General features: G+C 70.6%; 19 protein-coding genes and 1 riboswitch. Of the genes, 8 read left to right on the top strand and 11 right to left on the bottom strand.

The window, feature by feature from the left end; all coding sequences use genetic code 11:
• Window positions 1-401: 401 nt before the first annotated feature.
• A complete protein-coding gene (gene nagA / locus ACFWV8_RS25275; RefSeq protein WP_384207500.1) occupies window positions 402-1,589 on the bottom strand; it encodes an N-acetylglucosamine-6-phosphate deacetylase in 1,188 nt (395 codons plus the stop codon).
• The gene (locus tag ACFWV8_RS25270; RefSeq protein WP_384207698.1) at window positions 1,589-2,482 is read right to left on the bottom strand and encodes an ROK family protein; all 894 of its coding nucleotides are present in this window, start codon (window positions 2,480-2,482) and stop codon (window positions 1,589-1,591) included. The genes nagA and ACFWV8_RS25270 overlap by 1 nt, the downstream gene beginning before the upstream one ends.
• Before the next feature lie 332 nt (window positions 2,483-2,814).
• Between ACFWV8_RS25270 and ACFWV8_RS25265 the strand changes: the two genes are divergently transcribed.
• Genes ACFWV8_RS25265 through otsB form a run of 3 tightly spaced genes read left to right on the top strand, consistent with a single transcriptional unit; the run spans window position 2,815 to window position 5,243 of the window.
• The gene (locus tag ACFWV8_RS25265; protein ID WP_384207496.1) at window positions 2,815-4,035 is read left to right on the top strand and encodes an extracellular solute-binding protein; all 1,221 of its coding nucleotides are present in this window, start codon (window positions 2,815-2,817) and stop codon (window positions 4,033-4,035) included.
• A gap of 12 nt (window positions 4,036-4,047) precedes the next feature.
• Entirely contained in the window at window positions 4,048-4,350 is a 303-nt protein-coding gene (locus ACFWV8_RS25260; protein ID WP_384207492.1) for a DUF3263 domain-containing protein, read from the top strand.
• A 50-nt stretch (window positions 4,351-4,400) separates the two neighbouring features.
• Window positions 4,401-5,243, top strand: coding sequence for a trehalose-phosphatase (gene otsB, locus ACFWV8_RS25255; RefSeq protein ID WP_384207488.1), 843 nt, complete (start codon window positions 4,401-4,403; stop codon window positions 5,241-5,243).
• A 46-nt stretch (window positions 5,244-5,289) separates the two neighbouring features.
• Here otsB and ACFWV8_RS25250 read toward each other — a convergent pair whose 3' ends face one another.
• Genes ACFWV8_RS25250 through ACFWV8_RS25240 form a run of 3 tightly spaced genes read right to left on the bottom strand, consistent with a single transcriptional unit; the run spans window position 5,290 to window position 7,949 of the window.
• Complete coding sequence (locus ACFWV8_RS25250) at window positions 5,290-6,726, bottom strand: trehalose-6-phosphate synthase (RefSeq protein WP_384207485.1); 1,437 nt, start codon at window positions 6,724-6,726, stop codon at window positions 5,290-5,292.
• A 59-nt stretch (window positions 6,727-6,785) separates the two neighbouring features.
• Window positions 6,786-6,959, bottom strand: a complete 174-nt coding sequence (locus ACFWV8_RS25245; RefSeq protein WP_384207480.1) for a hypothetical protein — start codon at window positions 6,957-6,959, stop codon at window positions 6,786-6,788.
• A 48-nt stretch (window positions 6,960-7,007) separates the two neighbouring features.
• On the bottom strand, window positions 7,008-7,949 hold the full coding sequence (locus tag ACFWV8_RS25240) for a glucosyl-3-phosphoglycerate synthase (protein WP_384207477.1): 942 nt from the start codon (window positions 7,947-7,949) through the stop codon (window positions 7,008-7,010).
• 117 nt (window positions 7,950-8,066) lie between these two features.
• Window positions 8,067-8,194, top strand: a riboswitch (SAM riboswitch).
• Between the two features lie 15 nt (window positions 8,195-8,209).
• On the opposite strand from ACFWV8_RS25240, the gene thrC reads away from it, so the two are divergent.
• From thrC to groL, 4 genes are all read left to right on the top strand, one after another.
• Window positions 8,210-9,499, top strand: a complete 1,290-nt coding sequence (thrC, locus tag ACFWV8_RS25235) for a threonine synthase (RefSeq protein ID WP_384207474.1) — start codon at window positions 8,210-8,212, stop codon at window positions 9,497-9,499.
• Window positions 9,500-9,547: 48 nt separating this feature from the next.
• Entirely contained in the window at window positions 9,548-9,823 is a 276-nt protein-coding gene (locus tag ACFWV8_RS25230; RefSeq protein ID WP_189110058.1) for a ubiquitin-like small modifier protein 1, read from the top strand.
• Window positions 9,824-10,241: 418 nt separating this feature from the next.
• A complete protein-coding gene (locus ACFWV8_RS25225) occupies window positions 10,242-10,445 on the top strand; it encodes a cold-shock protein (RefSeq protein WP_005315736.1) in 204 nt (67 codons plus the stop codon).
• A 328-nt stretch (window positions 10,446-10,773) separates the two neighbouring features.
• Window positions 10,774-12,399: a chaperonin GroEL gene (gene groL, locus ACFWV8_RS25220; protein ID WP_189110057.1), complete on the top strand. Its 1,626-nt coding sequence runs from the start codon at window positions 10,774-10,776 to the stop codon at window positions 12,397-12,399.
• A 112-nt stretch (window positions 12,400-12,511) separates the two neighbouring features.
• Here groL and ACFWV8_RS25215 read toward each other — a convergent pair whose 3' ends face one another.
• The 5 genes from ACFWV8_RS25215 to ACFWV8_RS25195 form a co-directional block, all read right to left on the bottom strand.
• Window positions 12,512-13,345 carry an ABC transporter permease gene (locus ACFWV8_RS25215; protein WP_384207465.1) on the bottom strand — a complete coding sequence of 278 codons (834 nt, stop codon included), beginning with the start codon at window positions 13,343-13,345 and terminating at the stop codon, window positions 12,512-12,514.
• On the bottom strand, window positions 13,342-14,343 hold the full coding sequence (locus ACFWV8_RS25210) for an ATP-binding cassette domain-containing protein (protein ID WP_384207458.1): 1,002 nt from the start codon (window positions 14,341-14,343) through the stop codon (window positions 13,342-13,344). The genes ACFWV8_RS25215 and ACFWV8_RS25210 overlap by 4 nt, the downstream gene beginning before the upstream one ends.
• 195 nt (window positions 14,344-14,538) lie before the next feature.
• Window positions 14,539-15,375, bottom strand: a complete 837-nt coding sequence (locus ACFWV8_RS25205; RefSeq protein WP_384207452.1) for a DUF4097 domain-containing protein — start codon at window positions 15,373-15,375, stop codon at window positions 14,539-14,541.
• 76 nt (window positions 15,376-15,451) lie between these two features.
• Entirely contained in the window at window positions 15,452-15,976 is a 525-nt protein-coding gene (locus tag ACFWV8_RS25200; RefSeq protein ID WP_384207448.1) for a hypothetical protein, read from the bottom strand.
• Window positions 15,977-16,075: 99 nt separating this feature from the next.
• Window positions 16,076-17,386, bottom strand: a complete 1,311-nt coding sequence (locus tag ACFWV8_RS25195; protein WP_384207443.1) for an erythromycin esterase family protein — start codon at window positions 17,384-17,386, stop codon at window positions 16,076-16,078.
• A 137-nt stretch (window positions 17,387-17,523) separates the two neighbouring features.
• Between ACFWV8_RS25195 and ACFWV8_RS25190 the strand changes: the two genes are divergently transcribed.
• The gene (locus ACFWV8_RS25190) at window positions 17,524-18,546 is read left to right on the top strand and encodes a superoxide dismutase (RefSeq protein WP_384207437.1); all 1,023 of its coding nucleotides are present in this window, start codon (window positions 17,524-17,526) and stop codon (window positions 18,544-18,546) included.
• Between the two features lie 81 nt (window positions 18,547-18,627).
• On the opposite strand, the gene ACFWV8_RS25185 is transcribed toward ACFWV8_RS25190, so the two are convergent.
• Window positions 18,628-19,998, bottom strand: a complete 1,371-nt coding sequence (locus ACFWV8_RS25185) for a tetratricopeptide repeat protein (RefSeq protein WP_384207431.1) — start codon at window positions 19,996-19,998, stop codon at window positions 18,628-18,630.
• Window positions 19,999-20,026: the final 28 nt, after the last annotated feature.

The following is a 20,026-nucleotide window of genomic DNA, read 5'->3' as shown; positions in this document are numbered from 1 at the left end:
CGAAGCGTCCGGAGGAGGGGCCGCCCCCGAACACCCGCGCGAACTCCCGACGAGCCGCACGACGCACCGGCCCCGGACCCGTACAGCCCCGTCCGGTTCGCGCCCGCTCCGGAGCGGCTGACGCCCCGTTGCCAAGCGCGCCCTTCCCTAGCCCTCCGGGCACGGGAGGCGCCCCCCGCGTTGTCGGGTCGCCCACGTACGTCCGGTACGAGGGCGATCCCCGCCTTGCGATCGCGGGCGCCGGCCGCCGTGAACCCCGCCCGTTGGGCGGATGACGCTACTTTCCGGACACCCCCTAGGGGGGACGGGCGGTGCCTCTCCGTTGTCGTCGGTCGCCATGACTCCGCCATAACTCCCTCGTCCGCCTTGCGATCGCGGGCGCCAGGCGATCCCGGCAGGACCTAACCCAGCTGGGGCTTGACCACCCATTCGCCCCTGCGCAGCACCCCGGCGACCGTGAAGTCCCCGTCCAGGATCACCAGGTCGGCGTTCTTGCCCGGTTCCAGTGAGCCCACCCGGTCGTACACGCCCAGCAGCTTCGCCGGGTTCGCGGAGATCGCGCGCACGATGTCGGTGACCGGCAGCCGGTCGACCGTCACCGCGCGTCTGAACGCCGTGTCCAGGGTGAGCGTGGAGCCCGCGATCGACCCGCCCACCGCGAGCCGCGCGACGCCGTCCTTGACCTCGACCTCCAGCGGGCCGAGCTGGTAGACCCCGTCGCCGAAACCGGCCGCGTCCATCGCGTCCGTGATGAACGCGACCCGGTCCGCGCCCGCGCGGTGGAACGCCAGCTCCAGCGCCGCCGGATGCAGATGCGTGCCGTCGTTGATCAGCTCGACGGTGATCCGCTCGTCCTCCATCAGCGCGGCGATCGGTCCCGGCGCGCGGTGGCCGAGCGGCGGCATCGCGTTGAACAGGTGCGTCGCGACGGTCGCGCCCGCCTCGATGGCCTCGACGGTCTGCTCGTACGTCGCGTCCGTGTGCCCGATCGCGGCGATCACGCCGTGCTCGGCCAGCAGCCGTACGGAGTCGATGCCGCCCGGCAGTTCGGTGGCGAGGGTCACCATCCTGGCCGTGCCGCGGGCCGCGTCGAGGAGCTTGCGCACCTCGGCCGGGTCCGGGTCGCGCAGCAGCTCCTCGCTGTGCGCGCCCTTGCGGCACGGCGAGATGAACGGCCCCTCGAAGTGGATTCCGGCGAGGTCGCCCTGCTCGACCAGTTCGGAGAGGAATCCGGCACGCTGGGCCAGGAAGTCCATCTCGCCGGTGACCGTGGAGGCGACGAGCGTGGTGGTGCCGTGCTCCTGGTGCGTACGTACGCCCTTGAGGACGGCGTCCGCGTCGCCCGAGGTGAAGGACGCGCCGCCGCCGCCGTGGTTGTGCATGTCGACGAAGCCGGGCACCACCCAGTGGCCGCGCAGATCGAGCGCCCCGGCGTCCCCTCCCACAGAGGCCGCCCCGCTCACGGAGCCCGTCGGTCCCGCCTCGGTGATCCGTCCGCCCTCGACTCTCACCCGTCCGTTCTCCACCACCCCGGTCGGCAGCACCACCCGGGCGCCGGCGAGAACAGTGCTTTCGGCGCGTGCGGCCATCAGGCGGATACCTCCGTGGAGAGTAGATCCCAGGCGAGCAGGCCCGCGCCCAGGCATCCGGCGGTGTCCCCGAGGGCCGCCGGGACGATCTCGGGCAGCTTCTGGAACGTGACCCGCTCCTCGACCGCGGCCCTCAGGGGTGTGAACAACGTTTCCCCGGCCTCGGCGAGACCGCCACCGATGATCAGCCTTCGGGGGTCGAGCAGGGTGAGCGCGGTGACCAGCCCGGCGGCGAGCGCGTCGACCGCGTCCGCCCAGACCGCCACGGCCCTCGGGTCGCCGGAGGCCACCGCCTTCGCGCAGTCGGCCGCGTCCGCCTCGGGATCGCCGCTGGCCGCGGCCCATGCCCGGGTCACGGCCGCCGCCGACGCGATGGTCTCCATGCAGCCGGTCTGCCCGCAGCCGCACACGGGTCCGTCGGGCCGGACCACGACATGCCCGATCTCACCCGCGTAGCCGTGCGCGCCGGCCTCGATGGTGCCGTCGATGCCGATGGCACCCGCGATACCGGTGCCGAGCGGTACGAAGAAGAACCGGTCCGCGCCCCTGCCCGCGCCGATCCGCCCCTCGGCGAGCCCGCCGGTGCGTACGTCGTGTCCGAGGGCGACCGGTACGCCGCCGAGGCGCGCGCCGAGCAGATCCCGCAGCGGTACGTCACGCCAGCCGAGGTTCGCCGCGTACACAGCTGTGCCGCGCTCGGCGTCGACGATGCCCGGTACCGCGACCCCGGCGGCGACCGCGCCCTCGCCGAAGTGCTCGATGCCATGGGCGCGCAGATCCGCCGCGAAGCCCAGGATGGACTCGACGATCGCGTCGGGGCCGCGCTCCCTGCCGGTGGCCCGGCGCGCCTCGTACAGCAGCGCGCCGTCCGTCCCGACCAGGGCGGCCTTCATTCCGGTGCCGCCCACATCCAGGGCGATGACGTGTCTCACAAACGCATTCTCGCGCGAAGACCCGGGAAAGGTCTAGTCCACTGTGGTGGATTGTTGCCAGTCCATACAAAGCCTTCATCAAACCCTTCTGGCAAAGAAGTTGCCGAAGCGATACAAGGCCGGCGTAGACCTCCGGCAGCGCATCGTGGAAAATCGCAGCTCGTCAACGCAGGACGTCACGGGGGACCGACTGGGTGGGAAACGCCGTGCAGACGGCCGAGCGAAAACAAGGGTGGGAAAAGGCTGTGCAGCAGCGCTTCCTCAGGACTTCCGCGGCGATAGCCGCATTGGGCATGACAATGGCGCTGAGCGGCTGCGGCAGCTCCGGCGGATCAGGTGACATCACCCTGAAAGTTGTCGCGGCGGACTACGGCAACAGCCCCGCCAACAGCTCGGAGAAGTACTGGAACAGCCTGGCCAAGGAGTTCGAGGCCGACAACCCGGGCATCAAGGTCGACATCGATGTCCGTTCCTGGAAGACCGTCGACGCCGATGTGGCGAAGATGGTCAGGGAGGGCGAGGCCCCCGACATCGCGCAGATCGGCGCCTACGCCGACTACGTGAAGAAGGAAGAGCTCTACAGCGCGGACGAGCTGCTCTCCATCCCCACCCAGGCGAACTTCCTCTCCCGCTTCGCCGACGCCGGAAAGGTCGAACAGACCCAGTACGGAATGCCGTTCGTCGCCAGCACCCGGCTGCTCTTCTACAACAAGGGCCTCTTCGCGGAGGCCGGTCTCTCGGCGCCGCAGAACTGGGCCGACATCAAGTCGGACGCCGAGGCGCTCAAGGAGCAGGGCGTACCGACCCCGTTCGCCCTCCCGCTCGGCGCCGAGGAGGCACAGGCCGAGACCATGATGTGGATGCTCAGCGGTGGCGGCGGCTACACGGACACGGTCGACGACTCGTACGCGCTCGACTCCGAGCCGAACATCAAGACCTTCGAGTGGCTCCAGACGGAGCTGGTCGGCAAGGGCCTCACCGGTCCCGTACCGCCCGGTGAACTGGACCGCGCCGACGCCTTCAAGGCGTTCACCAGCGGCAAGGTCGGCATGCTCAACGGGCACCCGACGATGATGCAGGAGGCCGAGAAGGCCGGCGTCCAGGTCGGGATGGTGCCGCTGCCGGGCGCCACCGGCAAGTCCAAGTCCACGATGGGTGTCGCCGACTGGATCATGGCCTTCAAGCAGGCCGGGCACCGCAAAGAGGCCGGCAGATTCCTCGACTTCACCTTCGAGGACAAGAACGTGATGGACTTCGTCGGGCAGTACGACCTCCTGCCCGTCACCTACAGCGCGTCCGAGACGATGGTGGCGGACACCGAGCACAAGGAGCTGCGGAAGTTCCTGGAGGCGCTGCCCACCTCGGAGCTGTATCCGTTCGGCAAGACGTCGTGGGCGGGTGTCAGCGAGGACATCAAGAAGAACATCGGCAAGGCGGTGCAGCCCGGCGCGGTGCCGTCCGAGATCCTGGCGAGGATCGGCCGGGACGCGACCACGGCGGAGAAGTCCGAGTAGCGTGTCACCCCAATGACACCGCCCGCGCCTACTCCCGAGCCCCAGCCGCAGCCCGAGCCGGAGCCAGAACTGACCGAGCCCGAGCCCGAGCCCGAACTGACCGAGCGGGACCGGGCCGTCCTCGCCGTGGAGGCCCGCTCGTGGCCCGGCCCCGGCGCCAAGGAGCGCGACATCCGGGAGCGGCTGGGCATCTCGCCGACCCGCTACTACCAGCTGCTGGGCGTGCTCATCGACGATCCGCTGGCCCTCGCTCACGACCCGGTGACCGTCAACCGTCTGCGCCGGATCAGGGACGCCCGCCGCGCCCGCCGCTGAGCGGTGTCTTTCGCCGCCCCCCGGCGGCCCGGCGCGGATAGGCTCGGAGCATGGGCAGCCACTCGCACCCCCTGCCGACCCCCGTCACCTCCGCCGGCGCCGAAGGCCTGGCCGCGCTTCTCGCCCGGCCAGGGAAAGCCGTCGTCGCGCTCGACTTCGACGGCACGCTCGCCGACATCGTCCCCGACCCAGAGAGCGCCCGCGCCCACCCCGGCGCGGTCCCCGCGCTCGTCGCTCTCGCCCCGCACGTCGCCTCGGTCGCGGTGATCACCGGCCGCCCGGCCGCTGTCGCGGTGCGGTACGGCGGCTTCGCCGGCGTACCGGGCCTGGAACACCTCGTGGTGCTCGGCCACTACGGCGCCGAGCGCTGGGACGCGGTCAGCGGCACCGTGACCGCCCCGCCGCCGCACCCCGGGGTCGCCGCCGCCCGTGACGAACTCCCGCGGCTCCTCGAACAGTTCGCGTCCTGGAGCGGTACGTGGATCGAGGAGAAGGGCCGGGCGGTCGCCGTCCACACCCGCAGGGCCGCCGACCCGCAAGGGGCCTTCGACGCCCTGCGCGGACCCCTCGCCGACCTGGCGGCCCGGCACGGCCTGGTGCTCGAACCGGGCCGTATGGTCCTGGAGTTGCGCCCGCCCGGCGTGGACAAGGGCGTGGCCCTTCAGGAGTACGTCCGCGAGGCCGGCGCCGAGACGGTCGTCTACGGCGGCGACGACCTGGGCGACCTCCCGGCCTTCGCCGCGGTCAACGCCCTGCGCGCGCAGGGCTGTCCGGGTCTGCTGCTGTGCAGCGGTACGGGGGACGTCCCCGAACTCGCCGACCAGGCCGACCTGGTGCTGCCGGGCCCTGGCGCGCTGGTCGGTTTCCTCGCGTCGGTGGCGGCCCGCCTCTGACGGGCGGCGCAAACGCCGCGCCGCTCTGCCCAGCCGCTCTGCCCGCTCAGCCGCTCACCAGCGCGTCAAGCTGGTCCAGGAACCACCGCTGCGGCGGCAGCGCCGTCGCGGCGGCGGCCAGGCGCTTCGTGCGTGCCGTGCGGTCGTCGTCGTCCATCGTCAGGGCCTCGTGCAGCGCCGCCGCCGTGGCCGTCACGTCGTACGGGTTCACCACCAGCGCGTCCTCGCCCAGCTCCTCGTACGCGCCCGCCTCCCGCGACAGCACCAGCGCGCACCCGTTCTCGGAGACGACCGGGATCTCCTTCGCGACCAGGTTCATGCCGTCGCGGATCGGGTTTACCAGCGCCACGTCCGCCAGGCGGTACGCGGCGAGCGAGCGCGCGAAGTCGTCCTTGACGTGCAGTACCACCGGTGTCCAACCGGGCGTCCCGAACTCGGAGTTGATCTCGTCGGCCACTTCCTGGACCCGCGCCGTGTAGTCGCGGTAGACCGCGAGGTCCTGCCGGGACGGATAGGCGAACGCCACGTGCGTGACCCGCTCGCGCCACTCCGGCCGTTCGGTCAGCAGCTGCCGGTACGCGTGCAGGCCCCGCACGATGTTCTTCGACAACTCCGTGCGGTCCACGCGCACGATCGTCCTGCGGGGCGCGTCGGCGGTCCCGCCGATCTGCTCGCGAAGCTCGGCGAGGCGCTCGTCCACGTCGGGCCGGTTCGCGCGCTCGCGCAGGAAGTCCGCGTCCGCGCCCAGACCGTGCACGCCGATCCGTGTCTTGCCCGTACCGCCCAGCAGTTCCGTACAGCACGCGGTGAACGCGTCGGCCCAGCGGTGGGTCAGGAACGCGGCGCGGTCCGCGCCGAGGATGCCGCGCAGCAGCTGGCGCGCGACGTCGTCGGGCAGCAGCCGGAAGTAGTCCACCGGCGCCCACGGCGTGTGCGAGAAGTGCCCGATCCGCAGGTCGGGGCGGAGCGCCCGCAGCATGCCGGGCACCAGGGCCAGGTGGTAGTCCTGGATCAGGACGGCCGCACCGTCGCCCGCCTCGTCGGCCAGGGCCTCCGCGAACGCGCGGTTGTACGCCTCGTACGACGCCCACTGCGCCCGGAACCCGCTGCCGAAGGCCGGCTCCAGCGGTGTCTGGTAGAGCAGGTGGTGGACGAACCAGAGCGTGGAGTTCGCGACGCCGTTGTACGCGTCCGCGTACACATCCGGCGGGATCCCGAGCATCCTGACGCGCTGTCCGCCCGTGTCGGCGGTGTCCAGCCGGCCGCCGGTGCGCCGGACCGCCTCGCGGTCGCCGTCGCCGAGGGCCGCGCAGACCCACACGGCGTTCGTGTCGGGGCCGATGGCCGAGAGCCCGGAGACAAGGCCTCCGCCGCCGCGCCCGGCGGTCAGGGCGCCGTCCTCACCGAGCTTGTACGAGACGGGACCGCGATTGGAAGCGACAAGGACCTGGGCGGGCGGCTCGGGGACCATCTCGGAGACCATGTGGCGAAACCTAGCCCTTCGCGGAAACGCTCAAACGTACGGTTTCAGGTCGGCGTGGATCAGCCACGGCCCCTGCCCCTCCCATGGACTGCCGCCACCGCCACCACCCCCGCGCCGACGAGGGCGAGGGCCATGCCACCCAACAACCAGAGTTGTTCAGAGGTCAGGGCCGAAACGGCCATCGCGCTCATGGCGGTCGTCGCGGGCAACGCGCTCATCACAGTCATCGACATACCGGGCAATATAGGCAAATCGATACTTAGATCATACGAACCCGACGGCTAGGCCGCGCGGCGCGCCGCGTACTCCGCGATCTCCCGCATCGGTGGCCGCTCCTCGGTGTCCACCGCGTACGTACGCGCCTCGAAGCCCCCCTTGCCCCGCTCGAACTGCGTCAGCTCCGGCCGCACCAGATGCCCCCGCGACAGCCGCAGCTGCGCCGTCCGGTAGATCGCCGCCGCCATCCGCCCCAGCGCCTGCCCGTCCTGGTGCCGGTGCCTGCGCGCCCCGACGTCGACCTGGCCGAGCGCGTCGAGCCCCACCGTGTGCAGCGCGTCCACCAGCAGCCCCAGCTCCACCCCGTACCCCACGGGGAACGGCAGCCGCTCCAGCAGCGAGCGCCGTACCGCGTACTCACCGCCCAGCGGCTGCACGAAGCCCGCCAGCAGCGGCCAGTGCAGATTCAGCAGCGGACGCGCCACCAGCTCCGTCACCCGGCCGCCCTGCCCCGGCTCGTCGCCGAGCGGGCGGTCGTACATCGCCTTCACGAACTGCACGTCCGGATCGGTGAGCAGCGGCCCCACCGTCCCCGACACGAACCGCGCCGAGAAATCCCTCAGATCCGCGTCCACGAAACAGACGATGTCGCCGCTCGTCACCAGCAGCGAGCGCCACAGCACCTCGCCCTTGCCGGGCACCGCCGGCAGCCTCGGCAGTATGTCGTCCCGGTGCACCACCCGTGCCCCGGCCGCCGCCGCGAACTCTCCCGTACGGTCGGTCGAGCCCGAGTCGATCACGACCAGTTCGTCGACGAGCGGCGCCGGACCGGCCATCAGTTCACGCCGGATCACCGACACGATCGAGCCGACCGTCGCCTCCTCGTTCAGAGCCGGGAGCACCACGCTGACCCGCGCTCCCTGCTTGGCGCCGGCCAGCCGGTCGACCGGCCGCTCCGCCGCAGGCCAGGACCGCCGGGCCAGCCAGCGCTCCACTTCTCGCAGCACGTGATCTCCATCTCGCGGATCGGACGAAGGTCTCAACCGTCCAGGGGTTCGGTTACAGTCTTGAACAACGCGAATGACCGTCGCATGTCGGGGGTCAGGACGCCGACAATCGAATACCGCTCATCCAGAGGGGCAGAGGGAACGGCCCGTTGAAGCCCCGGCAACCCTCCCGCCGACCGCGAGGTCACGGTGGGGAAGGTGCCAATTCCGTCTCGCGGCGAGATGCGTCGCGAGGAAGATGAGGAAAGGGCCTCGCCTTCATGGCTGTGCAGACCGTCCAGCAGAACACTTCCGGCGCTGTCGACCTCGGACCCGCCGCCGCCCTCTCGTGCCGCGAATGCGGGGAGCGCTTCGAGCTCGGCCCGATCTTCGCCTGTCAGAGCTGTTTCGGCCCCCTCGAAGTAGCCTACGACCTCCCGGTGGGCGACCCCGAAGGCCTGAAGAAGCGAATCGCCGCGGGCCCCGACAACATCTGGCGCTACGCGCCGCTGCTGCCCGTCCCCGCCGACGTCGCGTCGAAGCCGAACATCAACCCCGGCTTCACCAAGCTCGTCAAGGCCGACAACCTCGCCCGTGAGCTGGGTGTCACCGGCGGCCTGTACGTGAAGGACGACTCCGGCAACCCGACGCACTCCTTCAAGGACCGCGTCGTCGCCATCGCCGTCGAGGCCGCCCGCGCCTTCGGCTTCACCACGCTCTCCTGCTCCTCCACCGGCAACCTCGCGGGCGCCGTCGGCGCCGCCGCGGCCCGTGCCGGCCTCCGCTCCTGCGTCTTCATCCCGCACGACCTGGAGCAGGGCAAGGTCGTCATGGCCGCGATCTACGGCGGCGAACTCGTCGGTATCGAGGGCAACTACGACGACGTCAATCGCTTCTGCTCCGAGCTCATCGGGGACCCGCTGGGCGAGGGCTGGGGCTTCGTCAACGTCAACCTCCGCCCGTACTACGGCGAGGGCTCCAAGACCCTCGCGTACGAGATCTGCGAGCAGCTCGGCTGGGAGCTGCCCGACCAGCTCGTCATCCCCGTCGCGTCCGGCTCGCAGCTGACGAAGATCGACAAGGGGCTCAAGGAGCTGATCGCGCTCGGCCTGGTCGAGGAGAAGCCGTACAAGATCTTCGGCGCGCAGGCCGAGGGCTGTTCTCCGGTCTCGGTCGCCTTCAAGGCGGGCCACGATGTCGTACGGCCGCAGAAGCCGAACACCATCGCCAAGTCACTGGCGATCGGCAACCCGGCCGACGGCCCGTACGTCCTGGACATCGCCCGCCGCACGGGCGGCGCCGTCGAGGACGTGAACGACGAGCAGGTCGTGGACGCGATCAAGCTGCTCGCGCGCACCGAGGGGATCTTCGCCGAGACGGCGGGCGGGGTGACCGTGGGTGTGACGCGCAAGCTCATCGAGGCGGGGCTGCTCGACCCGGCGCTCACCACGGTCGTACTGAACACGGGTGACGGGCTCAAGACGCTGGACGCCGTCGCGCCGACGACGGGGCCGACCGCGACGATTCCGCCGAGCCTCGACGCGTTCCGCGCCGCCGGCCTGGCGCGTTGAGCCGTTGAGCCCCTCAAGAAGCCGCTACTCCCCGGAAGGCAGAAACCGATGAGCGTGAACGTCCGTATCCCCACCATCCTCCGTACGTACACCGGCGGAAAGGCCGAGGTTCCGGCCGAGGGCACGACCCTCTCCCAGGTCATCGAGTCCCTGGAGTCGAACCACCCGGGCATCGCCGCCCGTGTCCTGGACGACCAGGGCAAGCTCCGGCGCTTCGTCAACGTGTACGTGAACGACGACGACGTCCGCTTCGAGCAGGGCCTGGAGACCGCCACCCCGGACGGCGCGGGGATCTCGATCATCCCGGCGGTCGCCGGCGGCTGAGCGAGGGGCCGGACAGCGGCACCCGGCCGAACGGCAGCGCCCGGCCGAACGGCACGCACAGTGAACGGCGTTGCCCCCTCCGCGAGAGAAGTGGAGGGGGCAATTCCATGAGGTTGAACGCGATAGAGTCGGGGTAGCCCCGCCGCCGCCGGTGTCGCGACCGTGCCCCGAGCATATGAGTTCGCGACAAGATGCGGTCAAAGTGTGGACGCTGTTTGCGCGGTTCCTTGCGCTTTGCCCGGCCCGACTTGCCCCTGGTAGCCCGGCATTTCACCTCTTTGCGTGTTGTGGCATGCCCATAATTCTCGTCCGATTGACCTGTTGCAGAGGGCAGTTGGGCAGATACATTCAGCCGCGGTCGACGCGTTCCGGCGCGAAGTGCGGTCCCGCGCAGGGGCCAGTAATAGGGGAGTTGGGCATGGCTCAGGGCACCGTCAAGTGGTTCAACGCGGAGAAGGGCTACGGCTTCATCGCGGTCGACGGTGGTGCGGATGTTTTCGTCCACTACAGCGCGATCCAGATGGACGGTTACCGCACCCTTGAAGAAGGTCAGCGAGTTGAGTTCGAGATCTCGCAGGGCCAGAAGGGTCCGCAGGCGGACATGGTCAAGCTCGCCGTCTGATTCCGGCGCGATCGGCCAACGACGCACTCACACACGAGGGGCTCGCATCCCAAGAGGGGATGCGGGCCCCTCGTGCGCGCGCGGTCCGCGCGCGGGGCTGTGCGCGCGGGGTCAGGGGGGTGCGCCGCTCGGGAGTCGCTTGCACTCAAGGGGGTCGAGTGCTAATCATTGGCGTTAGCACTCTGCAGGTGAGAGTGACAACTTATGGACCGGGTCAGCGAGGCCCGAGAGCCTGTGGGGCAAGGAACCGCAAGGCTCTTCGGCCGTCCGTCGCGGGCGCCGACACGGTCCGGAGCAATCCACCCCCTGTCCGGGAGGACCACTTCACATGGCCAAGATCATCGCGTTCGACGAGGAGGCACGGCGCGGTCTCGAGCGCGGGATGAACCAGCTCGCCGACGCCGTCAAGGTAACCCTTGGCCCCAAGGGCCGAAACGTCGTCCTCGAGAAGAAGTGGGGCGCCCCCACGATCACCAACGATGGTGTTTCCATCGCCAAGGAGATCGAGCTCGAGGACCCGTACGAGAAGATCGGCGCCGAGCTGGTCAAGGAAGTCGCCAAGAAGACGGACGACGTCGCCGGTGACGGTACGACCACCGCGACCGTCCTGGCCCAGGCCCTGGTCCGCGAGGGCCTGCGCAACGTGGCCGCCGGCGCCAACCCGATGGCCCTCAAGCGCGGTATCGAGAAGGCCATCGAGGCCGTCTCCGGTGCCCTCCTTGAGCAGGCCAAGGACGTGGAGACCAAGGAGCAGATCGCTTCGACGGCCTCCATCTCCGCCGCCGACACCCAGATCGGCGAGCTCATCGCCGAGGCGATGGACAAGGTCGGCAAGGAAGGCGTCATCACCGTCGAGGAGTCGCAGACCTTCGGTCTTGAGCTTGAGCTCACCGAGGGCATGCGCTTCGACAAGGGCTACATCTCGGCGTACTTCGCCACCGACATGGAGCGTATGGAGGCGTCGCTCGACGACCCGTACATCCTGATCGTCAACTCCAAGATCGGCAACGTCAAGGACGTCCTGCCGCTCCTGGAGAAGGTCATCCAGTCGGGCAAGCCGCTGCTGATCATCGCCGAGGACGTCGAGGGCGAGGCGCTGTCCACGCTCGTCGTCAACAAGATCAAGGGCACCTTCAAGTCCGTCGCCGTCAAGGCCCCGGGCTTCGGTGACCGCCGCAAGGCGATGCTGAACGACATCGCCATCCTCACCGGCGGCACGGTCATCTCCGAGGAGGTCGGCCTCAAGCTGGAGAACGCCGGTCTCGACCTGCTGGGCCGCGCCCGCAAGGTCGTCATCACCAAGGACGAGACCACCATCGTCGACGGTGCCGGTGACAGCGAGCAGGTCGCCGGCCGCGTGAACCAGATCCGTGCCGAGATCGAGAACTCGGACTCGGACTACGACCGCGAGAAGCTCCAGGAGCGCCTCGCGAAGCTGGCCGGCGGCGTGGCCGTCATCAAGGCCGGCGCCGCGACCGAGGTCGAGCTCAAGGAGCGCAAGCACCGCATCGAGGACGCGGTGCGCAACGCCAAGGCCGCCGTCGAGGAGGGCATCGTCGCCGGTGGTGGCGTGGCTCTGCTCCAGGCTTCCTCGGTGTTCGAGAAGCTGGAGCTCGAAGGCGACGAGGCGACGGGCGCCGCTGCCGTCAAGCTCGCGCTGGAGGCCCCGCTCAAGCAGATCGCGGTCAACGCGGGGCTTGAGGGTGGCGTCATCGTCGAGAAGGTCCGCAACCTCAAGATCGGTCACGGCCTGAACGCCGCGACCGGCGAGTACGTCGACATGATCGCCGAAGGCATCATCGACCCCGCGAAGGTCACGCGTTCCGCCCTGCAGAACGCGGCGTCCATCGCGGCGCTGTTCCTCACCACCGAGGCCGTCATCGCCGACAAGCCGGAGAAGGCCGCCGCCGGCGGCGCGCCGGGCGGCATGCCGGGCGGTGACATGGACTTCTGATCCTGACGGATCGGCGGTTCATGACGTAGCTGTACGGACCGAGGGCGGCACTCCCTGGAAAGGGGGTGCCGCCCTCGGGCGTTCGGTGGGCTCAGCAGCGGGCTTGGCGCGTTCAGCGCTGGAGCTCGCGGTTGAAGACCGCGCGGGACCAGAAGTAGCCGAGCAGGGCGAGACCGGTGCACCAAGCGAGCGCGATCCAGCCGTCGTTGCCGATCCCGGTGCCGAGGAACAGACCGCGCAGGGTCTCGTTGATCGGGGTGAAGGGCTGGTACTCGGCGAACCAGCGCAGGGCCGTCGGCATGGACTCCGGGGGGACGACCGCGCTGCCGAGGAAGGGCAGGAAGGTGAGCGGCAGCGGGGCGTTGCTCGCGGACTCGACGGTCTTGGCGCCCATGCCCATCGCGGCGGACAGCCAGGCCATGCCGAAGGCCAGGAAGAGCAGCAGGCCCATGGCGGCCACCCACTCGACGGCCGAGGCGTCGGGCCGGAAGCCGATCGCGAGGGAGACGCCGGTGATCAGGAAGAGCACCGCGGCGACCTGGAGGACGCTGCCGAAGACATGGCCCGTGAGGATGGCGCCGCGGGAGATCGACATCGTACGGAAGCGGTTGACGATCCCCTCGGTCATATCGGTGCAGACGGAGACGGCCGTCACGACGGCCCCGGAGGTCGCGGCCATCAGGATGATGCCGGGCACCAGGTAGTTGATGTAGTCGCCGCGGTCGCCGCCCCCGCCGATGCCGGCGCCGAGGGCGCCGCCGAAGACGTACACGAACAGCAGCAGCATCAGCAGTGGCATCACGAGGATCGAGATGGTCATCGACGGATATCGCTGCATGTGCTTGATGTTGCGGCGCAGCATCGTCAGGGAGTCGCGCATCGCGTACGAGCGGGCGGAGTTGGCGGCCTTCGCGGACTTGGCCGGGGTGAGGGTGGCGGTGCTCATCGGTTCGACTCCTTGCGGGCGGCGGGGAGGGTGGTGCCGGCGTTCTGCGCGCCGGTCAGGGTGAGGAAGACGTCGTCCAGGTCGGGGGTGTGCGTGGTGAGCGACTCGGCCCGTAGGCCGGTGCTGTCGAGGATGTCGAGCAGGGCACGGAGATTGGCGATCGAGCCGTCGCTGGGGATCTGGAGGGAGAGCGACTCGTTGTCGCGGGTGGCGACGCCGAAGGCGGAGGCCGCGGCGTGGAGGTGGCTCTCGTCGGTGAACCGGAGGCGGACATGGCCGCCCGGGATCAGCCGCTTCAGCTCCTCGGCGGTGCCCTCGGCGACGAGCTTGCCGTGGTCCAGCACCGCGATGCGGTCGGCGAGTTGATCGGCCTCCTCCAGATACTGCGTGGTGAGGAAGATGGTCACGCCCTGGTCCGTGACCAGGTTCCGGATGAGCTCCCACACGACGCGGCGGCTGCGCGGGTCGAGGCCGGTGGTCGGCTCGTCGAGGAAGATGATGCGCGGCCGGCCGACCAGGGTCATCGCGAGGTCGAGCTTGCGGCGCATACCACCGGAGAAGGTCGCGACGTTCTTGCGGGCCGCCTCGGTCAGCTCGAACCGCTCCAGGAGCTCGGCGGCGCGGCGGCGGCCCTCGGCGCGGCTCAGGTGGTGCAGGTCGGCCATCAGGAGCAGGTTCTCCTCGGCGGTCAGCAGGCCGTCGACGGCGGCGAACTGGCCGGTGACGCCGATCCGGTCGCGTACGGCGTCGGCGTCGGCGGTCACGTCGTGGCCACCGATCCGCGCCTCGCCCGAGTCGGCGGAGATCAGCGTGGAGAGGATCTCCACGGTGGTGGTCTTGCCCGCGCCGTTGGGGCCGAGGAGGGCGAAGACCGTGCCTTCGGGGATCCGCAGGTCGACGCCGTCGAGCACGACCTTGTCGCCGTACGACTTACGCAGGCCGAGCGCGGAGATGGCGGTTGCGCGGGTGGGGCCGGCCGCTGTGGTCGGGGTGTTCATGGGAGCGGGCCCTTCTTTTGAGGGGTTCGGGACTGCTGGTGGGCGTGGGGTGGCGCCAGGGTTTGGCGTCGTGCTGCGCTTGCGTCACCATGATGGCACAAGAGTGGCGCCATAGCGAGTCATTGTGGCGCCATCGTGGTTTTGGGGTGGTGTGAGGGTCCGGGCCGGCTCGTGCCGCCGGCCCGGAGCGGAGCGTCAGGCGCGGCGGATCACGATGTCGCCGACGCTCGTGCGGCCGTGGATCTCGACCCTCTCCTCGGACTGCTCGGGGCCCCGCGCGCGTCCGAGTTCGTTGCGGACGCGGCCCGCCCTGGCCTCCACGTCCAGCCAGGCCGCGGTGCCCTTGGCGATGCCGATCTCCAGTCCTCCCGCCGAGGACTCCACGGTGATCCGCCCCCGTGTCACCTGGTCGATACGGATGGGGCCGTTCGATGTCCTGGCGGTGACCGAGGACTCCGCGCGTACGACGCAGACGGGGCCGTTGGTGGAGGTCACCTCCAACTCGCCGGTGGCCTCGCCGATCGTGGTCTCGCCGTTGTTGTTCCTGACGGTCGCGTCCCCGCCGATCCGGCCGACCCGTACCCGGCCCGACCCGTGGATCTCGGTCCCGCCCGTCACGCGGTCCACCGTGATGTCGCCGTGCGCGGTCTTCAGCCGTACGGCCGTGGCCTCTTCCAGGTGGATGTCCCCGGCGCCGGACGTCAGACGGCAGTTGCCGAACGGTCCCTCGCTGATGAGGTCGCCGAGACCCGTGCTTCCGATCGGCTCCGAGCCGGCGGGCAGTTGGACGGTCACGTCGACCGACCCGGTCCTGGTGAAGGGCGAGTGGCTCTTGGGGCCCTTGACGAGCAGTTCGCCGTCCGCGTATGCGACTTCGGTGTCCTCGGCGGCGAGTACGTCCCGCTTGTCGCCGGGGTCGCTCGGCGCCACATCGACCACGGTGTCGGTGCGCTTGCCGGCGATGATCCGGGCCCGTCCGACCTCGATCCTGACGGTGGCGGAGATGGCTTCGGTGGTGTCGAAAACAGGCATGGCTGTGCCGTCCTTCTGATGAGTGAAGTGCGTTGATAAGGGGGTGAGTTGAGGTGCCATCCGGGTCCTCGGGCCGTCAGCCGACCCAGCCGGTGAAGCGCTGCCCGGCCGCCGCGCCGAGGCCCGTCGTACGCCGTCGGTCCGCCGTGGTTTCCAGGGCGGCGGCGACGGAGCGGACCAGCCAGGCGTTGACCGACAGGCCCTCGCGGCCCGCGGCTTCCTCGACCCGGTGCTTGAGCTGGGCGGGCGGGCGGAAGTTGATGCGCGAGGTGCCGCGCTCGTCGGTCTCGTGCTCGTGCGGAACCGGAGGTGCCGGTGCCCGTACCGGGATGTCGACGGCGTCGAAGGCGTCTATGGCCGGTGGCACGGTCACCACGAACACGGGGTCGCGTCCACGCAGCCGCAGGTCCACCGAGCCGGGTGCCAGCTCGCGGGTGACCTCGTCCATCGCGTCGGACAGGGCGTTGAGCAGCGCCAGCCGGACGGCCGATTCGAGCGGGCCGATGAGCCGTTCCGTCAGGGCGAGGGTTTCGTCATCGCCCGCCTCGGCACCGACTCCCAGCTCATGGCGGAGGTTGTCGACGTACGGGGCGAGGTCCATGACGTAATAGTGGCACCATCGTGGCGCCATGGCAAGTCATCTGGCGCCACCGGGCGCCAATGTGTTGTCGGGGTGGTGTCGGGGGTCCTTCCTGTGGCGCTATGGCCTCACCGGGCGGTACGGCGGGATCGGGCGGGAGTCCGTCGAGACCGCGACGTACGCCAGGCCGTCGTACTCCTCCGACAGCCGGACCGCAGTGACCTCGCGCCGGTAGAACCAGCGCGTCACCAGCGCGCCGAACGTCCGCGTCCCGTGCGTGGCGCCGACCCACTCCCGTACGGCGGCGGGCGCGTCGTCCGTCTCGGCCGCGCGCAGGTCCAGCAGATGGTCCGCCGGTGTGGCGGCGGCGAGTTGGGCCTCCACCGTGGTCTTCGGCGCGGGGCCGATCGGGTTGCCATCGGCGATACGGCCCGTCAGCGCGCCGACGCCGCTCCAGGGCCCCGGCCAGAGGCGGTGGGCACGGAAGGTGCCCTCGCCGAAGAGGAGCCCCATGGCGTAGTACGCGTCGCCGTACCGCTCGCGCAGGTGGCCGCCGAGCGGCGCCGGCGCCTCGGCGTCGTCCGTACGGCCCTTCGCCACATGGCTGTTGTGGCCCCAGAGCACCACCTTGGCCGCCGGGTGGTCCAGGATCTCCCCGACCGCCTCGGCCATGTACCGGTCGCGCGCGGCGAGAACCGTGCGCTCCGGGTCGGGGTGCTGTCCGTTGCGCGTCACCAGATCGGCGGCGCGGACCAGGATCCGGGCGTGCCGTACCGCCACCGCACCGGCCGCGGTGTCCTCATGGCCGCGTACGTACTCCAGCAGATTCACCGCGTCGCGCATCAGCTTCTGCTCCGGGTCCGGGCGCGAGCCCGGATACGCGGTGGCGAGCACGCCGAGCGCGGAGTGCAGGGCGGGCAGCCGATCGGGCGCCACGCTGGTCAGGAACGCCTCCAGCACCGCCAGCGAGTCCCCGGCGCGCTGCGGGTCGATGCCGGCGAAGCGGACCTGTTCGCTCTCCGGGCGGCCGTCGTTGTACGTCCGCATCCACTCGATCGTGTCCAGGACCTCTTCGGTCCGCCAGGTCCAGAATCCCAGCCCGGTCAGTACCTGCGCGGCGTCGCCGACACCGCCACGTACGTACGCGTCGACGGCCGGTCCCGCGGACGCGCTCGCCTCCATGGCCAGCGTCGTGAAGCCCAGCTCGGTCACCAGATACTCCAGCAGCCGGTGTTTCAGCTGGAAGAACTCGCGTGTGCCGTGGGTGGATTCGCCCAGACCCACGACCCGTACGCCGTCGAGCACCTCCTTCAGCGGCCGGAGGTCGGTGGTGGGCGCGCCGGCGGTCAGACCGCCGCTCAGGGGCAGGGCGTTCTCCGAGAGCCAGGCCGTCACCTCGCCGGACAGGGTCTCGCGATCATTCGCTGACATGTCGCCGAGGCTACAGCCGGGCGGGGGCGGTATCGGCACGGGGAACTCGGCCGCGGGTGCGGGGCGTTGTCTGTGCGCATAGCGCACCGGAGTTGTCCCTGTCCCCAGGCACCCCGAAGCCCCGGAGGCTCGACGCCATGTCTCTGACACCATCCGACTCTTCCCGCCCCGCCGGCCCCTCGCGCCGGGCCCTGCTCGGCGGCGCGGCAGCCGCCACATTGGCGCTCGCCGCGACGGCGACGGCAGCGGCGGCGGCCGGTGCGGGCGCGGCCACGGCGCACCCGCGCGCCGACCGTCCCGCGCGCCCCGGCCGCCCGTCCTGGCCCACCGACTTCCCGCTGCCCGACGGCTTCCGCCCCGAGGGCATAGCCATCGGCAACGGCCCGTACGCGTACATGGGTTCGCTCGCGGACGGCTCGATCCGCCGCGCCGACCTGCGTACCGGCGAGGGCAGCACCGTCCTGGCGGGCGCGACGGGCGGCGCCGCGACCGGTCTGAAGCTCGACCGGGACGGGCTGCTCTACATCTCGGGCGGCGTGAGCGGTTCGATCCGGGTGCTCGACACCCGCAGGGACCGGCTCACCGCCACGTATCAGCCGACGACGTCCGGCTTCGTCAACGACGTGATCCTGTATGGGGACCGGGCCTGGTTCACGAACTCGAACGCGCCGGTCCTCTACAACGTCCCGCGCGGCGGCAGGCGCCGGGGCAAGGACGACCTGCGCAGCGTGCCGCTCGGCGGCGAGTGGGAGCAGGCGCCCACGGGCATCAGCGCCAACGGCATCGAGACGACGCCCGACGGCCGCGCGCTGATCGTCGTCAACAGCCCGACAGGCAAGCTGTTCCGGGTGGACCCGAAGACCGGACACGCCACGAACATCACCCTCAAGGGCGCGCCCGACGTCGTCAACGGCGACGGTCTCCTGCGCGTCGGCGACCTGCTGTACGTGGTGCAGAACCGCCTCAACCTGGTCACGGTGTTCCAACTGGAAGCCGACGCCCGCAAGGCGACGCTGCGCCGCTCGATCCTCGACCCGCGCTTCGACGTCCCGACGACGGCGGCGCGCATCGGCAACCGCCTCTACCTGGTCAACGCCCGCTTCACGACGACGCCGACACCGGAGACGACGTACAACGCGGTCGCGGTCCAGCTCCGCTAGAAGCACCGGACAGCGCCTGCCGAACCTCACCGAGAAGACGTGCACCGGGCTCCGCCCCGAGCCCGGTGCACCTCAGCGGTGTCAGAAAGGCGGCTCGGCGGCCAAGGTGCCCGTCCAGAGGTGGGTGGACGGCTCGGGGGCGCGCTGTTGGAGGAGCGTTACGGCGTCCTTGATCCGGCCGAGGGTGATGAGGTGGCCGGCATGTGGGGCCGGGTTGGCGGGGGCGTACGGTTCGAGGACGGCGACGGCCTCCTCGGTGCGGCCGGCCTCGGCGAGCAGGTCGGAGATGGTCCACGCCGCGTACGGGGAGTCGCGCTCGGGGTGCGTTCGCGCCCGCTCGATCGCCTCGTCGATCCGGCCGCAGTCGGCCATGAGCTGAAGCCGCAGCCGGAACAACTCCCATTCCTCTTCGCCGTCTTGAAGAGTCCGGCGTGCGTTCAGCGCGTCCAGGTGGGCCAAGCCGTCCTGGGCGCGGCCGTGGTCGGCGTACAGGGTGCACAGCGTGTCGACCAGCCAGTCGTCCGCGCCGCCGCCGGGGGAGTCCACGAGCGCGGCCATCACCTCGATCGCCTCGTCGCCCCGGCCGTGCCGGGCCAGGAGCCGCGCCAGTCCTACCCCGGCGTGATGCCGGCGGAGCGGTGAGTCGGCCGATTCCCGGTACACGGTGATCGCGCCTTCCACGTCGCCGCGCTCCTCCAGCACCTCGGCGAGGCGCCGTGCGGCGTCATCGAGGGGCGCGGACGCCGCGTACGCGCGCAGTTCCCCGATCCGGTCGTGCCTGGCCAGCAGATCGGCCAGTTGGTCGTGGTTGTTGACGGAGGTGATCTCCTGCCGGGTGCGCAGCAGAGATATCGCCTCGTCCACGCGGCCCTGGCGTTCACGGATCGTGGCGAGCAGCCCGATCGCCGTGTCGGGTTGGAGGCCATGGCAGCACCAAGGGCTGTCGCACCGGTGCCCGGCCGGGATCCGGGCGGTCAGGAGGGCGGCGACGGCCTCGTCGTGGGCCGTTCCCCCGGCGATGTCGACCAGGGCGGTGGCGAGGACCCAGTCCTCGATCCCGGCGCTCAGCAACGTGACCGCCTCGTCCTCGCGTCCGTGCCGGGCCAGCAGTCGCGCGAAGAACTCCAGCGCGGTCCCCCCGACCGCGGCGTACGGCCGCGCCAGCTCGATGGCCTCCTCCGCGCGCCCCCAGCTCTCCAGCGACTCCGCCTTGGCGCGGGCGGCGGGCCACCAGCCGGTGGTGACGTACGGAGCGAGTACGTCCAACGCCTCCGCCTGCCGGCCCCGGTCCCCGAGCAGCCGCGCCCATTCACGCGCGCAGAACCATTCGCCGCGGCCGGCCTGGTACTCCACCTCGTCCTCATGACCGAGTTCCAGAAGCCGTGCGACGAGGAGCGGAGGAATGCAGCCGGACTGGGTCCGGGCCCGTTGGTCAAGAACAGCAGCGTCCATGAGGGTGCACCCTAGCCATCGGAGAGCG

The organism is Streptomyces sp. NPDC058665, assembly GCF_042714995.1.
Lineage (GTDB): Bacteria > Actinomycetota > Actinomycetes > Streptomycetales > Streptomycetaceae > Streptomyces.
The sequence above is the reverse complement of the archived record's forward strand: the minus strand, read 5'-3'. Positions and strand labels throughout refer to the sequence as shown.

Coding starts and splice junctions, on each gene's coding strand:
- ACFWV8_RS25215 (WP_384207465.1), bottom strand. CDS start 13,345: ATGAGCACCGCCACCCTCACCCCGGCCAAGTCCGCGAAGGCCGCCAAC.
- ACFWV8_RS25190 (WP_384207437.1), top strand. CDS start 17,524: ATGTCTCTGACACCATCCGACTCTTCCCGCCCCGCCGGCCCCTCGCGC.
- ACFWV8_RS25225 (WP_005315736.1), top strand. CDS start 10,242: ATGGCTCAGGGCACCGTCAAGTGGTTCAACGCGGAGAAGGGCTACGGC.
- nagA (WP_384207500.1), bottom strand. CDS start 1,589: ATGGCCGCACGCGCCGAAAGCACTGTTCTCGCCGGCGCCCGGGTGGTG.
- ACFWV8_RS25250 (WP_384207485.1), bottom strand. CDS start 6,726: ATGGTCTCCGAGATGGTCCCCGAGCCGCCCGCCCAGGTCCTTGTCGCT.
- ACFWV8_RS25260 (WP_384207492.1), top strand. CDS start 4,048: ATGACACCGCCCGCGCCTACTCCCGAGCCCCAGCCGCAGCCCGAGCCG.
- ACFWV8_RS25200 (WP_384207448.1), bottom strand. CDS start 15,976: ATGGACCTCGCCCCGTACGTCGACAACCTCCGCCATGAGCTGGGAGTC.
- thrC (WP_384207474.1), top strand. CDS start 8,210: ATGGCTGTGCAGACCGTCCAGCAGAACACTTCCGGCGCTGTCGACCTC.
- groL (WP_189110057.1), top strand. CDS start 10,774: ATGGCCAAGATCATCGCGTTCGACGAGGAGGCACGGCGCGGTCTCGAG.
- ACFWV8_RS25210 (WP_384207458.1), bottom strand. CDS start 14,343: ATGAACACCCCGACCACAGCGGCCGGCCCCACCCGCGCAACCGCCATC.
- ACFWV8_RS25205 (WP_384207452.1), bottom strand. CDS start 15,375: ATGCCTGTTTTCGACACCACCGAAGCCATCTCCGCCACCGTCAGGATC.
- ACFWV8_RS25230 (WP_189110058.1), top strand. CDS start 9,548: ATGAGCGTGAACGTCCGTATCCCCACCATCCTCCGTACGTACACCGGC.
- ACFWV8_RS25185 (WP_384207431.1), bottom strand. CDS start 19,998: ATGGACGCTGCTGTTCTTGACCAACGGGCCCGGACCCAGTCCGGCTGC.
- otsB (WP_384207488.1), top strand. CDS start 4,401: ATGGGCAGCCACTCGCACCCCCTGCCGACCCCCGTCACCTCCGCCGGC.
- ACFWV8_RS25195 (WP_384207443.1), bottom strand. CDS start 17,386: ATGTCAGCGAATGATCGCGAGACCCTGTCCGGCGAGGTGACGGCCTGG.
- ACFWV8_RS25245 (WP_384207480.1), bottom strand. CDS start 6,959: ATGTCGATGACTGTGATGAGCGCGTTGCCCGCGACGACCGCCATGAGC.
- ACFWV8_RS25265 (WP_384207496.1), top strand. CDS start 2,815: ATGACAATGGCGCTGAGCGGCTGCGGCAGCTCCGGCGGATCAGGTGAC.
- ACFWV8_RS25270 (WP_384207698.1), bottom strand. CDS start 2,482: ATGAAGGCCGCCCTGGTCGGGACGGACGGCGCGCTGCTGTACGAGGCG.